This is a genomic window from Fictibacillus solisalsi, assembly GCF_900103485.1.
GTDB classification, from domain to species: domain Bacteria; phylum Bacillota; class Bacilli; order Bacillales; family Fictibacillaceae; genus Fictibacillus_C; species Fictibacillus_C solisalsi.
On sequence record NZ_FNHW01000001.1, the window covers coordinates 381,742 to 397,307 of the forward strand.

Here is a 15,566-nt window from a genome sequence, read left to right on the forward strand (position 1 = left end):
AATCCTGCTTGAAAACCTTGTAACGAAGGTTACTCGTCAAAACATAAGAATGCCTTCTTTCTGTCTTGCTGCTCCCGGGCGAGTTCAAAGGACTCATAGTCTGCGTTTCACCAACCCGCAGCTCTCTGCTTCTTACGTTATCACTTCTACTGCTCCCGTTCATTGCGTTTAAAATACGTTGTTTAGGATAATGGTAACTATCATATACGGAACATGCTGAACCTGTCAACTAGGATTTTGAAAAAGAAACTTCAGAGAGATTGGAATATAGAAGGTTATTTGAGTACAATGAAAGTATAACTTATTTCCCACAGGAGACTATTTTATGACGAAACCCGATGTTAGCATTCAAGTGAACAACAATGAATTTGTATGGAATCAGGAAAATGGGCTTCTGACGTTTGATGGGGCTCCTACTTTACTGTTTTGGGATTCTGCCATTGAGATGTTTTTAAAAACGATCGAAGAGGTTTCGGGCATGGATGTTTCACAAACCGTATACCAGGTCACAGGATATCGAATGGGCAGTCTTGTTACGTCCTATTACAGTGGGAGAAAAGGAATGGATCATCTTTCTTCCGAATATAGCAATATTTACAGGAATGCTGGCTGGGGAAATTTTGAAGTCATCCATCTTTCACTTGAGGATCAAACAGCTGTTGTCCGGCTGACAAACAGTTGGGAGCATCGTATTTTTAAAGGGAACAAAGGTGTGTTGTTGCCCAGCCATTGGGCCGGCATCTTTTCCGGGATCTTCAAGCGGGATATGTGGTACAAGGTCAAAGATAGCACGGTAACAGATGAGAAGCAGGTGGATGAGATTGAAATTTTCCCATCCGATTTTACAGTGACAGACAACATTCATGATCTGGCAAGAAGGAAGGAAAGGGAAAGCATTCAAGAACTGGAGAATTTGGTGAGTAGCCGTACAGAAGAATTGTCCTCCATGATCAAGGAACTGTCGACTCCTGTTATTCCTGTTTTGAATGACATTCTTGTCATCCCTTTGATCGGAAAGTTCAATGAAGAGCGCCTGGCAGATTTGATCGAAAAAACATTGTTTGAACTCATGAGGCAAAAAGCCCGCTTTGTATTGATCGACATGACAGGACTCAAGAATGTTGATGGTCATATCCTGGAAGGAATCCTGCAAGTTATACAGGCCATTAAACTTCTTGGGGCGGACGGCTACCTGGTCGGCATCTCTGGGGATGTCACGATCCAGATTGTGAAGTCAGCGATCAATCTGAATGAAATTCAAACCTTTTCGAGTCTTCAGAAGGGTGTGGAGTATGCCGTTAAACAAAATGGCTATGCACTGGTAAAAAAGTAAATCGGACAGTTACTAGATTAATAGATGGAGGCTAGAGGGTTGAATATTACACAGCAATGGAATCAGGAAGACAGCGAGTATATCCGCACTAAACTTATTGAATTCAATTTGGCCAACGTACCGGAAGACCTCAAGCATCCTGCTAAAAATGTCAGCTTTATGGTGAGAGATGATGATGGAACCATTTGGGGCGGAATCACCGGTAAAATTGCCTGGCGCCAGTTGTATGTAGACTTTCTGTGGCTGGATGAGTCGTTAAGAGGCAAGAGATATGGAGAAGAACTATTAAAACGGGCGGAAGACTTGGCACGCGAGCATGGCTGCCGTCAAATCCAACTGAATACCCTGAGTTTTCAGGCGCCTGGTTTTTACCAGAAGTACGGGTTTGAGGTAGTCGGAATCGTTGACGGATATCCAGGTCCAGATCAAAAGCAATATTATATGGTGAAGAAGCTGTAAATTCGAGAATAACAGGAGGATTGGTCCCGGCCAGTGCTCCTTTTTTTATGCTGAAAAGAGGTATTTTGACACATTAATTGCCATTTATTATGTGTTATTGTAAAAAGGGGATGTTTTCACTATTTAAATATTATAAATCGAAATTTGTAATATTTGGAGGTGGTCCAATTGAATTTGAAAGAAATGAAAGCGAAGTTGCTGGATTTAAAAAATAGCCAGCTCGTTCGGTCGCGTATTACGTACACGATTCGCTACAAGTCGGAATCCTGGATGACCATTTATTATGCTGCTGATCAGATGAGGTATGAGATGCTTTACCACAGGGACTACAAAAGAAAATCCTTCACGAATATTAACCAGGTATGTGAAGCGATCCAAAAAGAAATTCATAAAAATGTCAGGGAGAGCAAGCCCTGACATTTTATTTTTGTTTTTCCTTTGCTGCGATCACCCGGAGCCAATAACTCTAGTAATGAACTCCCGTACTTTGAAACGAAAGAATGCTTTGTATCATATAAATCTCCGTTCCATACGTATGTTCCCGCCATAAGTTACTTTCCTCCAAAATGATTGTTTTGTTGATTATAGTCAATGGTGTAGGGACTTCCAACCTCGTTTTGGGAATAACAGCCATAGAGGTTTCCATTCTTTAGGAAATACGAATGATATGTTTATTTATTTTAATAAAGTTCGTTTTTTGTTGATTCCTTTATAACCGTTTGTTATAGTTACACCGTAATCAAGTGAATAATCTCGTATATGCCCGGTAATATGGTCTGGGCGTCTCTACCTGGTTCCCAAAGCAAGAACCGGACTACGAGTTGAAGTTTAACGGAAGTTTTCTATTTTAACTAGTGAGTTCCGATTGTGCTTTAACTTGGTCTGGATGGTAGAGAGTAGTCCAGGCCTTTTTCGTATGTCATCCTCCGGTGCATGAAAGAACCAATTTCAGCAAAAGACGAACAAAGGGGAGATTTCAATGGGAAAGAAAAAAAGATTAAAATGGACGGGGGCAGGAATCCTGCTGGTGTTGGCTGTCTTGCTTTTCGCAGGATGGTCCGCAATTTCAAATACAGCTCCAACCGCAGAAGCAAAGCAGCGTCCGATCCTCATTCAAGGACCTATGCCAATAGAGGCTGAAAATTTTGCGAAAAAGCTCAAGCATGTGAAGGTCGAGAAATCTGGCACCTTTGTGTTTTATAAGGGGAAGCTGAACAACTATCCGGTGATTGTGGTCAAGACAGGAAAAGGTATGGAAAACACAGCAGCAGCCACAGCGATTGCCATCGAAAAATACAAACCAAAAGCAATTATCAATCAGGGAACTTCCGGAGGGCACGATGCCAGGCTGAATGTGTTTGACATTGTTTTGGGAGAAAGAACGGTCAATATCGGTTCGTTAAAAACAGGAGATAAAGCTGAAAATGAAGGCATGGACCCAACGGCCTGGAAGCCGATGGATTTGATGGCATCTGAAGGAAGTGCAGGAGAAGACCCTAATGCGGAAAAGCCGCGTTTTTATGAGGGAGACAAAAACTTGCTTGCAGCTGCTGAAGCCGTGAAGCAATCCTATAGTAAAGGAAAGGTCGTTAAAGGAACAATCGGTTCTGCAGATGTGTGGAACAATGAGGTTGACCGGATCAAATGGTTCCATAAAACCTACGGAACTTCGGTTGAGGAGATGGAAGGGGCGTCAGCTGCTCAAATTGCAAAAGCCTATGATGTTCCGTTCCTTGGCATCCGTGTTCTATCCAACAATAAGGTGAACGGCGGAAAATACAGCCCGGATACAGCGGCGGCTTGTCAGGAATATGTATACGAAGTGGTGAAGCAGTACATTAAAGCCAGCCATTAAAACAAAATAAATGCCTTAAGAAATGACGTGTTAATTGGAACACGTCATTTTTCGCATGAGCAGCCATATGCCTTTCTTATTTATGCGGAGGAGTTTAGTTGAGACAAGGAATTATACTTTGGCCGTTGAAATGATAACCCTAAAGACGTTTTTTTACATTCCTAAGTTATTTTGAAAGGATGAAAAGGAACATGGGAAAACTGGTTGTGCATATGTTCATGACGTTGGATGGGGTTATTCAATCCCCGGGAGGAATTGATGAAGATCGCGAGGGAGGGTTTGGCTATGGAGGGTGGCAGGCACCGTACGTCGATGCTGAGGCCGGAAAACTGATCGCGGCTGATTATGCGAGGCTCGATGCGTTGCTGCTCGGCCGCAAAACGTACGAAATCTTTGCGCCTTACTGGCAGCAGGCTCCGGACACCAACCCGTTCACCGAGCTGTTTAATGTGAAGCCTAAATATGTCGCATCTCGAACATTAACGAGCGTCGATTGGAACAACTCAAATCTGCTTGATGGAGATGTGGCCACAAGTGTGCCATTGCTGAAGGAGAGGTATTCAGAAGTGCACGTCGCCGGCAGTAGCGACCTGCTCCAGACATTGCTGCGTCATGAGCTGATTGACCGCATGAACATCTGGCAGTTTCCGGTATTGCTTGGAAAAGGAAAACGCTTCTTCGATTCCGGGACGATTCCAGCCGCCCTTCAATTGCTTGAATCCAGAACGTTCTCAAGCGGGTCCGTTCTATTACGCTACGAGATTGTGGGAAAACCGACCTTCAGCAATATGGGGTAGGCCTTTAAAACAACTGTATATGAACAAAGAAAACTCACCTATAGGCGAGTTTTCTTTGTTATTTTGCGGGATTTGCCTGTTCAATTTTTTCAACAAACATGTTGTAAACGTTCCGCTTATCTTCAAGCTTTTTTAACTGAGCCTTGAGTTCGTTGTATTTTTCTTCGAAAGGCTCTTGATAGGTAGCTTTAATATTTTTGATCATTTCTTCGTTAATCGTGGATTGAAGAACTTGCTTGGTAATTCCAAACTTATAGGAATAGAGCTGGAGTTCCGTTTTTACTTTTTCATATTCTTCATCAATGTCTTTCTTTTGGCCCTGCAGCTCTTCTTTCCATTCCTGCAGCGCATCTTTTACATAGTCGTCCATCATTGAGCCTCCTTTGTCTGTGTCTTACAACCCCATATATGTACACTATAAATAATTGGTAATATAGCGGAAGTTTATGGGGGTGAATTTCTCGCAGAAACAGGCAGGTATTCAGCTAGTTCGTCGAGAAAGTAAGATTTGCACAAAACGGAAAGGAAAAGTAATCAAAGGAGGAGATCGCTTTGAATCGTATGGATCTGCTATTAAATGTTTTGGATACGACGTACGACAAGGAAAGCTGGTATGCCCCGTTTAAGGACGCTATTAGCGGAATAACGGCTGAGCAAGCGAGCTGGAGGCCGCCTGGTGAGGCAACAAAATCCATTTGGGAGAACGTCAATCATCTTATCTATTATAAAGAAAGGACAGCTGCAAGAATGGTGGGCCGTGAATGGACTAACAACCTTGATGGGGATGAAACGTTCTTGCTCACCGAACGTTCCAGTGACGAACAAGAATGGAAGAATGTTGTGGAGCGTGCTGAAGCTGCCCAACAAGGTTTACGGCATGCACTTAGTGAAACGTCGGCTGAGGATCTTGATAAAGATTCTCTTGAAGCAAAGCTGCTGGATATCTTGATGCATGATGCTTACCATACGGGTCAAATACTCCTGATCAGAAAAATGCAGGGATCGTGGCCGTCCCATCGTTAAAGAATAAAAACACCTCAGAGATGAAGTGTTTTTTGATAACTTTCATATACGGTTTTGATCCTATCCATATTGGACCAAAAGTCCATCCTTAAATTTAAAGCAACAATCACAATCACTATGCCAGCAACACCTATTTTTCGCCACTTCAACACCCCATTTATTTAAAAATAAGGATAGGTGATGAAAGAAAAAAGATTGATTGTTATGGACTGAAGCCGTATAGTTGCAGGGATACTATTAATTTGAGGGAACTGGGCAGGAATAAAGCATGAAGAACATTGCGGGAATTATGTATTACAGTCTGTTTTTTATTGGATTAATCTTCACGTTAATATTTGCGAATAAAGGCTTGGATAGCACGTTTTCCTTTGCTTTTGTTAGTGGCTTTTTGCTGCTTCTCTTTCTCTCCTGTATATATTTTATAATTAAAATCCTTTTGAACATCAAAAGTCTGACTCTGAACCAATGGGCAAGAAGAATGCTGAGGTTTCTCTTGCTTGCTTCTTCTTTCAGCATGGTGTGTTGTGGACTGAACCTGGTGCTGCATCGGCCGGATCCTTTTGACGTTTCTCGCTTGGGAGGGCCAATTGGTACGGCACTCACCATAACCTTTTGGGATTTAATGTTTTTGAAAAAAGCAGAAAAATAGAGGCAGAGCATCCATTCGGTGCTCTGCCTTTTTTCATACACCTTGCGCCAATCCTTTATAATAGTAACAGATAGAAAGGCGGTGACCTCTATGAACGACAGCATCAAAACGCTGGAGATGAATTTTGGCAGTGTGAAAAATACGGAGCCTGTATATAAATGGATGACAAAGAATCCGCTCTCTCTGAAGAAAACCTCTATGTTAAAAGAGGCGGTTCAAATCATGGATGATCATAAGATTGATGGATTGCCCGTTCTTGAGCAGCAGAAGTTAATCGGACTAATGACGAAAACCAGAATAGTTCGCTCTCTTCTTGAAGGATCAACAGGTGAAACAGCTGTGGAAAAGGTGATGAAAAGGGAAATCATTACGATTAGTCCTGAGGATACGATCTCGAAAGCCTGGCACATTAAGGTAGGACGGCTCCCTGTGGTGGACGATACCGGAGCGCTCATTGGAATCCTGACGAAAACTGATATTCTGCATTCTTATTTTTATCACCTGAGTCAGCTCCAGGAGACGGTTCATACGGCTGAAACGATGAACACCATTTTAGAAACCGCTTACGAAGGGATTGCGGTGATTGATAAGCACGGCATCGTTCTTGAGTTTAACGAGGCGTACTGCCGCTTTGTTGGAAAACAGCGTGATGAAGTTATGGGTAAACATGTGACAGATGTAATCGAAAATACAAGGCTGCATATCGTAGCAAAAACCGGCATTGAAGAAAGAGGATTTATTCAGCGGATACAGGGACAGGACATGGTCGTTCACCGGATTCCCATTGTGAAGGAAAATGAAGTCGTGGGCGCCATCGGGATGCTGATCTTCCATGGAGTGAGCGAGCTGTACAACATTCTGGGAAGAATGCAGGAGTTATCAAGAAAGGTAACGGAACAGACCTTGCCCGATACAGCAATAGATGCCGACGAGACTTCCTATACCGATATTATCGGAGTCAGTGAAGAAATTTCAGCAGTTAAAAAACTGGCGCAAAAAGCAGCCCGCACCCCGTCGACAGTGCTTATTACAGGGGAGAGCGGTACGGGAAAAGAGATGTTCGCCAAAGCGATTCATCAGACAAGTCCTTTTGCGGAAGGTCCGTTTGTCGGCGTGAACTGTGCTGCCATCCCCGACCACTTGTTGGAAGCGGAGCTCTTCGGTTATGAAGAAGGTGCGTTTACTGGTGCCAGAAAGGGAGGCAAGCCCGGAAAATTTGAACAAGCGCACAAAGGAACCCTTTTTCTTGATGAAATTGGGGACATGCCGGCACTCATGCAATCAAAAATCCTTCGTGCTCTTCAGGAGCGGACGGTTGAGCGAGTAGGAGGCTCAACAAGCCAACGCATGGATGTACGGATCATTGCCGCCACCAACCGGCCATTGGAACAAATGGTGCGGGAAGGAACCTTTCGGGAAGATCTGTATTACCGTCTGAACATTATCCGGCTGGAAATACCGCCGCTCCGGAAGAGAAGGCGCGACATTCCTGTCCTGCTTGAGCATCATCTGAAATCTTTCTGCCAGGCATTTAAATTAGAGCCTATGGAATTTTCAAATGCAGCAATGAAGCTGCTAATGAATTATGAGTGGCCGGGCAATGTGCGCGAGCTGGTCAATACGGTAGAGATGCTGGTCAGTCTGGGTGAAGACCGTGTCATAACAGAAACAGAGGTTCCAGCCCGGTTCCATCAGTCGTTTACGCAAACAGAAGTAGATCAAGAGCGACCGGAAACCTCTGAACAAAGGAATCTGCTGGATGAACTGAAACAGAATGTAAGACAGCAGGAACGGGAGAGAATTCTTCAGGTATTACAAGAGACAGCGGGAAATAAAGCAGCAGCGGCAAGAAGGCTCGGCATCCAGCGCTCAACATTATATGAGAAGCTTAAAAAATTACAGTAGCACGATCAGGGTGTCCGGAATGTCATACACATACCGGACGCTTTTTGTATGAATTATCCTACACTCATGAATTTTTTCGGCTTAATGAAAGGGTTCTCTAAATTGGCACGGTTCTTGCAAGGATAATAAAGTGTGAAAATTGAAAGGAGGAACAGCATGAAGAAATTTGCAGAATTTCGTATGCCTAATGCTTTGTATTACGGCAGGGATGCCCTGGGTAAATTGGGAGAGGAAGCGGCCGGGCTGGGCGAAAAGGTGTTATTGATCAGTGACCGTGTGATGGAGAAGATTGGCCATGTGAGAAAGTGCGAGGAACTGCTTGAACAGCATAATCTTCCCTTTGTTTCTTACCTGGATGTGAATACAGAACCGACCGATCTGCACGTAAAAGAGGCTCTTGAAATTTGTCTTGAAGAACAGTGTGATGTGATCGTTGCCATCGGCGGAGGCAGCTGTATGGATACCGGAAAAGCGGTCGCCGTTGTGGCGTCAAACGGTGGATATATCGGGGATTACAGAAGGGGAGCAAAGAAAATTTCAGAAAAACCGCTTCCGTTCATCGCTATTCCTACAACAGCCGGAACCGGTTCGGAAGTGACCGACGTGACTGTGATTACTAATACAAAAGATGACATTAAAATGATGATCAAGGATTCCAACTTTCTGCCGTGCACCGCAATTGTGGATCCGATTCTTACACTTTCTACACCCAAGAATGTAACCGCTGCCACAGGGGTTGATGCCCTATGCCATGCGATTGAAGCGCTCATTTCAAAAAAGAGCCAGCCGCTCACGGATGATTTTGCACGTTCGGCCATTGCATCCATTACAGGTAATCTTCGGACAGCGTATCATCAACCGGAAAATGTGGATGCAAAGGAGGAAATGGCACTTGCTTCCATGCAGGCAGGGCTTGCGTTTTCAAACGCATCCGTCACCCTTGTTCACGGCATGTCACGGCCGATTGGTGCTCTGTTTCATGTGCCTCATGGTGTCTCCAATGCCATGCTGTTACCGGCTGTACTGGAGTTTAGCAAGCGTGATGCGATGGATCAGCTCGCTGCCATTGCCCAAATCATTAAGCCGGGACTGGACAAGCAGGACAAGGAGGAGCTTGCGGATATCGCCATTAAGGAAATTAAGAAACTGTGCGCTGATCTTCAAATTCCTAACCTGAAGAGCTGGGGAGTGGATCAGGAAGCGTTCAAACAAGTCATCTCTAAAATGGCTGCTGATGCCCTTGACAGCGGAAGTCCGGGAAACAATCCGCGTGTACCGACACATGAAGAAATCATGGATTTATACCTGATCTGTTATGACTATGATTTCAGTATCTCATCAGCGATGATTCAATCTTAAATAACAACAAGGAGTGGAATAGACATGTCTTCTATTACTAAAGTGGAAACCTTAAAGAATTTTATCAACGGTGAATGGGTGGAGTCCCGTTCCAATCAAACCGAAACGGTGCCGAATCCGGCAACCGGAGAGGCGCTGGCTGAAGTACCGCTATCCAATCGTGAAGATCTTGAGCTTGCGGTGAAAGCGGCAGAACGTGCCTTTGAATCCTGGAGCCAGGTGGCGGTTCCAAAACGTGCACGCATCCTTTTCCGTTATCAGCAGCTGCTAGTGTACCATTGGGATGAACTGGCCCGCCTGATTACAGAGGAGAACGGTAAGAGTTACGGTGAAGCTTATGGAGAAGTTCAGCGTGGTATTGAATGCGTGGAGTTTGCGGCAGGTGCTCCATCCCTCATGATGGGCTCTCAACTTCCGGACATCGCATCAGGTATTGAATCCGGCATGTACCGTTATCCAATCGGGGTCGTTGGCGGCATCACACCGTTCAACTTTCCAATGATGGTCCCTTGCTGGATGTTCCCGCTCGCCATTGCTTGCGGAAATACCTTTATTTTAAAACCGTCTGAGCGTACGCCGCTGCTGGCTAACCGGTTGGCAGAGCTGTTTAAGGAAGCAGGTCTTCCTGATGGTGTGCTGAACATCGTTCACGGTGGCCGTGATATAGTAAACGGCATTCTCGAGCATGAACGCATTCCGGCCATCTCATTTGTCGGTTCACAGCCGGTTGCCGAGCATGTGTACAAAACAGGTGCTGGGAATGGCAAACGTGTGCAGGCACTTGCTGGTGCAAAGAATCATAGCATCGTGCTTCCGGATGCCGATATGGATCTTGCGGTAACAAACATCATCAACGCTGCGTTTGGTTCTGCCGGTGAACGTTGTATGGCATGCTCAGTTGTGGTGGCTGTCGGTGAGATTGCAGATCCCCTTGTGGAAAAGCTCGTCAAGGCGGCGGAAGAACTGACTATCGGAAATGGCATGGATGAAAATGTCTTCCTTGGACCGGTCATCCGCCAGTCTCATAAAGACAAGACGCTGCAGTATATTGATAGCGGTGTAAAGGAAGGAGCAGCACTAGCTCGCGATGGCCGTAATGATCAGGCATGCGATATGCCGGGGTACTTTGTAGGACCAACGATTTTTGACAACGTTAAAACCGAAATGAAGATCTGGAAGGATGAAATTTTCGCACCTGTGCTTTCAGTGGTCCGTGTCAACGACCTGACTGAAGCCATCAAGCTGACGAATCAATCTGATTTTGCCAATGGTGCCTGCCTGTTTACCGACAGTGCAAAAGCGGTCCGTCAATTCAGGGATACGATCGATGCCGGGATGCTTGGTGTGAACATGGGCGTTCCTGCACCGATGGCGTTCTTCCCATTCTCCGGATACAAGAAATCCTTCTATGGTGATCTGCATGCGAACGGCAAAGACGGCGTGGAGTTTTACACACGTAAAAAAATGCTGACAGCGCGCTACTAAGACTAAGACTGCAAGAGCATGAGTGATGGATGGGCATGCCTGTAGAAAGGCATGTTCATCCGTTTTTTTAATATTTAAAAAAGAGGTGAGGGTATGGATCTCCTTATTATCCTGTTAGCGCTTGGCTTACTGATGTTTGTGGCATATAGGGGTTTCTCGGTTATCCTGTTTGCGCCCATCTGTGCTTTGTTCGCTGTGGTGCTGACAGATCCATCGCAGGTTATGCCATTCTTCTCGAACATTTTTATGGAGAAAATGGTTGGCTTTATCAAACTATATTTCCCGGTGTTCCTGCTTGGAGCCATTTTTGGAAAGCTGGTAGAGATGTCCGGTGTGGCCGCATCGATCGCCAAAACCATCGTGCAGTTTGTTGGAGCGAAGAGAGCGATTTTAGCCATCGTTTTGATGTGTGCCATTCTTACCTACAGCGGAATAAGCTTATTTGTTGTTGCCTTTGCCGTATACCCTTTTGCCGTGCATCTTTTCCGTGAAGCGGATATCCCGAAGCGTCTGATCCCGGGTGCGATTGCTCTTGGTGCTTTATCTTTTACTATGGATGCGCTTCCAGGGACACCGCAGATTCAAAACGTAATACCGACGAGCTTTTTCGGGACAACCATTTATGCGGCACCGGTGCTTGGAGTTATAGGAGCTGTGTTTGTTTTCACGCTGGGGATCCTTTATTTGCAGTCTAGAAGCAAAAAAGCCCGAAAACAAGGTGAAGGCTACAGCGGACCGATCGGAGCTGAAAGTGAAATGGCAGCTGCTGCCCAGGCGGTACAGGATGAGCCCCAATACCACAGGGAAGAGATGCAGCAGCACGTATCACCCCTCCGGCAGGCGCTGGCGTTTGTTCCTTTAATTCTGGTTGGTGTGATGAATAAGGTGCTTACCATCTATATTCCCAAATGGTACCCGAATGGATTTGATTTCGCTTCCATTGGCTTAAAGGACTTTGGCAAGGTTGATCTTAGTCAGGTGGCGGGCATCTGGGCGGTAGAATTGGCCTTGTGCATGGGAATACTGGCGACCATTGCCTACAATTGGAAGGGAGTAACCACCAACTTCCAGAAGGGCATTAACGCCAGCATCGGAGGCGCTTTGCTCGCAGCGATGAATACCGGGTCTGAATATGGTTTTGGAGGCGTTATTTCTTCACTGCCGGGATTCGGTGTTGTGCGTGACACAATTTCCCATACCTTTACCAATCCGCTGGTCAACGGTGCGGTAACCACGAATGTGCTGGCCGGCATCACCGGGTCGGCTTCTGGCGGCATGGGGATCGCCCTTAGTGTCATGGGAGATCAGTATGTGAAGCTTGCCCAGCAGTTTGACATTCCGATGGAGGTCATGCACCGAATCGTGGCGATGGCGTCCGGCGGGATGGATTCATTGCCTCATAATGGTGCGGTTATCACGCTTCTAGCGGTTACCGGATTGACCCATAAGCAGGCCTATCGTGACATTTTTGCTGTCACAGTGATCAAAACCATCGCTGTCTTCTTTGTCATTGGTGTCTACAGCCTGACCGGCCTTGTATAAAGAAAAAAGAGCATCCGGGAGCTTCCGGGATGCTCTTTTTTATGAAAGGAATAGGGCAAGGTAATCCCGAATAGATAAAGGGTTAGAAGTGATCAAAGCAAGGGGAGGTTTGATAGGATGAAAAACCATGCACGTGAGATGTATGATTATCATGCTTGGGCGAATACCAGAATCTTTGAAAAGCTGCGGGAACTTCCGGAGGATTTATACAAAAAGGAAATGAGGCAAAGCATCTTTCCATCTCTTTCAACGGTTATGGTACATATGTATTTAACCGACCAGCTCTGGCTGAACATCCTGCGGGGGGAGGACATGAAGGAAGGGATGGAAGCGTCTGATGCGCTGAGAAGAGAGGCTGAAGCTGAAACATTGGCTGATATGCACAAGCGCTACACCAAGCTTGCCGAAGAATATAAGGATTATATCGATCACCATGACATGGAAAAGGTATTTACAGTGGATAATCCATACGCGGGACAGCTGGATACAACCCCAATGGAAACGATCTATCATATTTCAACTCATGGAAACTATCATCGCGGACATGTGGCGGCTATGATCCGGCAAACCGGAAATACATCCGTCATGCAGGATTATGGACTGTACCTTTATATGAAGAATGCCGACTTTGTGAGCCCGGTATAACATATGCAAGAAATTAAAATCTGCCTCCTGTGGAAAAAGGAGGCAGATTTTACTGTGTACACCAGGAAAGTACTTTTGTAAAATAGTTGGTAAGTTTAAAAGAAATATAGTTTTAATAAACAGGAACGCTGGTAATTAAGCTCCTCCAGGCAGAACCAGGACTATTTTCACCTGAATTATCTAAAATTTGGCACAAATTGGTTTCGCAGCAAAAAAGAAGGGTAAAAAGGAAGTGGGGTTTTTAGGAGGAAAGTCCAATATATGGAGTCCTACTTCTTTTTTAGAATAGAGAATAGAAAGGCAGGAGAAGGGATGAGTCGTGTAAACGTCGTACCAGACGAACTAAAAGCGCTCGCTTCGGATGTGAAAAAACTGGAAGCGAAGAGCAAAGCCATTAAGTCCAATCTGCAAATGAACTATTATTCCATGCAAAACCACGGAGGCGGAATCAATCTGTCTGCCATCAGTCCCCTCTATAACAGCCTGATCCAGGAGCTCGATCATTACGGGAGCCTGTTAAACGGAGCGGAAGAAGTCGTAAAGCGTACAGAAACACAATTTCGTGAAGCGGATCAGAAAGTGTTCAATGCCGATAGTTTTACCGCTTTCTTGAGCGGTACTGCATTTGCTGGAATTAGACAAGGGGTTGCAAGCGTAAGTAAAGGAATTAAATATGGCAGAATGACGACGGCTTTGTCCATTAGCCAATATCTCAAATGGAAATATGGTTTTACGGCCATTTTTGATCCCGCTGGCCGAAAAGGTCGTGGAGCATATACGCTATCCTCAAAGAATACCAAAGACATTGTAGCTATTTCTAAAATGCTAAAGTTGAATAAAGATGATGATGCTTTTATCAAATATATAAAGAATGGTTTCAAATTTGATGATTTGAAGACGACCAAATCACAAATAAAAAAGGCGAAGACAGCGATCTATAAGCTGCCAGATTTTGTCGCTCACCAAGAATATAAGAAAGACTTAAAGAACATTGGTTTTACAAAAGCTGTAGGGAAGCAAGCATGGACCGGATTTAAATCCTCCTATGCCGACAGTGTGAAAACTATTAACCCAATGAAATGGAAAGACACCTTTAAAGAAGTTGGCAAGGTGGGGAAAACTGTAAAAGGACTAGCAGTTGTAGGATCTGCTTTATCCATTGCCAATAATGTGGTTGAAGCACAAAAAGATGGATGGCAAGCCCATGATGCAGTTGATATTGTAACGGATTCAGCCGTCGATATGGGAGGCATTGCAGCAGCTGCTGCAACAGGTGCCGCTGTTGGGTCATTGATTGCCCCTCCGATCGGAACCGTTGTTGGAGCAGGGGTAAGTGTTATTGCCTCTTATGGCTTAAATACGAAGTTCGATGCGCTAGGTGGCGAAAGTGTAGTTAGCGCTGCTAAGAAAGGTGTCAAAAGTCTAACCCATAAAATAGGCTCTATTTTCTGGTAATATTTTTTAAGGTGGAGAAGTACATGTGGGACATTAAAGAGAAGAATTTGAAGGGGTTTAAAAAAATATGTCGTACCCGTCTATCTCCGGATGGGATTTCAGGTTTCATGATTGGAGCAACCGTTTTTTGCTCATTGATGATGTTTTTTATTTTTGCTGCTTTATATCGGTTTGGCTGGAAGTATTACTCACAACCGATAGAGAAAAATATTGTTGCTCTGGAGTTAACGCTTTACGGATTACAACTTGTTTTTCTCATTCTTTTTCTATCTCCAAAGGCAGCTTTTAAACTGCAGAAGTTTCAATCTCTGGTTTTACTGTTTTTTGCATTTCAAACGGGCACGATTACATTTACCATGTTTGTGCTTCCTGGAATGACGGATTATTCTACCAATCAAACAACATTAATGTACATTGGTCTTTTAATCGCAGGTGCTTTTGTAGCACATATCTTAACCACTCTGGACACTTTTAAGCAAGCGGGAGAGGGAGCTTTTAACGATGAGAATTCCTCATTTTTAACTAGCAAAATGAAGGTTTGGATTATAGTAGGATCTGCCGTCTACACTTTGATATTGGCAATCATGATTATCAGCCTTAATGATTATGGACTCAATATTTACTTTGGTTATGCGATAGCTACAATTGTTATGTACGCCATGGCTATGGGCGCGGCTGAATTTCAATTGTTGGCATATTGCAAATTTAAATTTCCTTCATTTCACGTTTCATGGGAAGAACATCGACGGAAAAGACAGAAATATTCAAAGAAAAATGTAAATCGTAAATCCAAAAATAAGCGGTTGAGTTAGAACAATTAACTATGTGGGATATAAATGAAAAAAATTTAGATGAGTTCAAAAGGACCGCAAAAAACAGGATAAGTCCTGATAGTTGTGTATCATTTATGTTTGGATCCATGATTTGGTGCAGTATGCCGATGTTCTTTATAGCTGTTGGTTTATTTAGGTTTGGATGGTCAGTTTTTCCTAATACTTTTGAAAAAGTAGTCGTCCTTTTGGAAATTGTATTTTATTGTTTACAGATTGGTTTGTAAAA

15 protein-coding genes, 1 riboswitch and 1 other annotated feature (1 of these 17 running past the window's edge) are annotated in these 15,566 nt (G+C 44.3%); of the genes, 13 read left to right on the forward strand and 2 right to left on the reverse strand.

Going from position 1 to position 15,566, the window contains the following annotated elements:
- Positions 1-172, reverse strand: a binding site (T-box leader) (it extends 61 nt beyond the left edge of the window).
- Positions 173-325: 153 nt separating this feature from the next.
- From BLT53_RS01955 to BLT53_RS01975, 5 genes are all read left to right on the forward strand, one after another.
- Positions 326-1,333, forward strand: a complete 1,008-nt coding sequence (locus BLT53_RS01955) for an STAS domain-containing protein (RefSeq protein ID WP_090232370.1) — start codon at positions 326-328, stop codon at positions 1,331-1,333.
- A gap of 39 nt (positions 1,334-1,372) precedes the next feature.
- Complete coding sequence (locus tag BLT53_RS01960) at positions 1,373-1,792, forward strand: GNAT family N-acetyltransferase (RefSeq protein WP_090232372.1); 420 nt, start codon at positions 1,373-1,375, stop codon at positions 1,790-1,792.
- Positions 1,793-1,960: 168 nt separating this feature from the next.
- The gene (locus BLT53_RS01965; protein ID WP_090232373.1) at positions 1,961-2,209 is read left to right on the forward strand and encodes a hypothetical protein; all 249 of its coding nucleotides are present in this window, start codon (positions 1,961-1,963) and stop codon (positions 2,207-2,209) included.
- A 316-nt stretch (positions 2,210-2,525) separates the two neighbouring features.
- A riboswitch (purine riboswitch) is annotated at positions 2,526-2,629 on the forward strand.
- Between the two features lie 142 nt (positions 2,630-2,771).
- On the forward strand, positions 2,772-3,647 hold the full coding sequence (locus BLT53_RS01970; protein WP_090232375.1) for a 5'-methylthioadenosine/S-adenosylhomocysteine nucleosidase: 876 nt from the start codon (positions 2,772-2,774) through the stop codon (positions 3,645-3,647).
- A gap of 179 nt (positions 3,648-3,826) precedes the next feature.
- Entirely contained in the window at positions 3,827-4,444 is a 618-nt protein-coding gene (locus BLT53_RS01975; protein ID WP_211516906.1) for a dihydrofolate reductase family protein, read from the forward strand.
- Between the two features lie 58 nt (positions 4,445-4,502).
- Here BLT53_RS01975 and BLT53_RS01980 read toward each other — a convergent pair whose 3' ends face one another.
- Positions 4,503-4,814: a hypothetical protein gene (locus BLT53_RS01980; protein WP_090232378.1), complete on the reverse strand. Its 312-nt coding sequence runs from the start codon at positions 4,812-4,814 to the stop codon at positions 4,503-4,505.
- Between the two features lie 182 nt (positions 4,815-4,996).
- Here BLT53_RS01980 and BLT53_RS01985 point away from each other — a divergent pair, with 182 nt between their 5' ends.
- Positions 4,997-5,467: a DinB family protein gene (locus BLT53_RS01985; RefSeq protein ID WP_090232380.1), complete on the forward strand. Its 471-nt coding sequence runs from the start codon at positions 4,997-4,999 to the stop codon at positions 5,465-5,467.
- A 328-nt stretch (positions 5,468-5,795) separates the two neighbouring features.
- Here the strand turns inward: BLT53_RS01985 and BLT53_RS24610 are convergent, their stop codons facing one another.
- On the reverse strand, positions 5,796-6,014 hold the full coding sequence (locus tag BLT53_RS24610) for a hypothetical protein (protein WP_139168357.1): 219 nt from the start codon (positions 6,012-6,014) through the stop codon (positions 5,796-5,798).
- 192 nt (positions 6,015-6,206) lie between these two features.
- Between BLT53_RS24610 and BLT53_RS01995 the strand changes: the two genes are divergently transcribed.
- The 7 genes from BLT53_RS01995 (at position 6,207) to BLT53_RS02025 (ending at position 15,319) form a co-directional block, all read left to right on the forward strand.
- Positions 6,207-8,021, forward strand: coding sequence for a sigma 54-interacting transcriptional regulator (locus BLT53_RS01995; protein ID WP_244520333.1), 1,815 nt, complete (start codon positions 6,207-6,209; stop codon positions 8,019-8,021).
- Between the two features lie 156 nt (positions 8,022-8,177).
- Positions 8,178-9,380 carry an iron-containing alcohol dehydrogenase gene (locus BLT53_RS02000; protein WP_090232383.1) on the forward strand — a complete coding sequence of 401 codons (1,203 nt, stop codon included), beginning with the start codon at positions 8,178-8,180 and terminating at the stop codon, positions 9,378-9,380.
- 24 nt (positions 9,381-9,404) lie between these two features.
- Positions 9,405-10,865 (forward strand): CoA-acylating methylmalonate-semialdehyde dehydrogenase, encoded by a 1,461-nt coding sequence (locus BLT53_RS02005; RefSeq protein WP_090232385.1) that lies wholly within the window; start codon positions 9,405-9,407, stop codon positions 10,863-10,865.
- Between the two features lie 93 nt (positions 10,866-10,958).
- Positions 10,959-12,407: a GntP family permease gene (locus BLT53_RS02010; RefSeq protein WP_090232387.1), complete on the forward strand. Its 1,449-nt coding sequence runs from the start codon at positions 10,959-10,961 to the stop codon at positions 12,405-12,407.
- A 117-nt stretch (positions 12,408-12,524) separates the two neighbouring features.
- On the forward strand, positions 12,525-13,052 hold the full coding sequence (locus BLT53_RS02015) for a DinB family protein (protein ID WP_090232388.1): 528 nt from the start codon (positions 12,525-12,527) through the stop codon (positions 13,050-13,052).
- A 312-nt stretch (positions 13,053-13,364) separates the two neighbouring features.
- A complete protein-coding gene (locus BLT53_RS02020; RefSeq protein WP_139168358.1) occupies positions 13,365-14,507 on the forward strand; it encodes a hypothetical protein in 1,143 nt (380 codons plus the stop codon).
- Positions 14,508-14,530: 23 nt separating this feature from the next.
- Positions 14,531-15,319 carry a hypothetical protein gene (locus BLT53_RS02025; RefSeq protein WP_090232392.1) on the forward strand — a complete coding sequence of 263 codons (789 nt, stop codon included), beginning with the start codon at positions 14,531-14,533 and terminating at the stop codon, positions 15,317-15,319.
- The last annotated feature ends 247 nt before the right edge of the window (positions 15,320-15,566 follow it).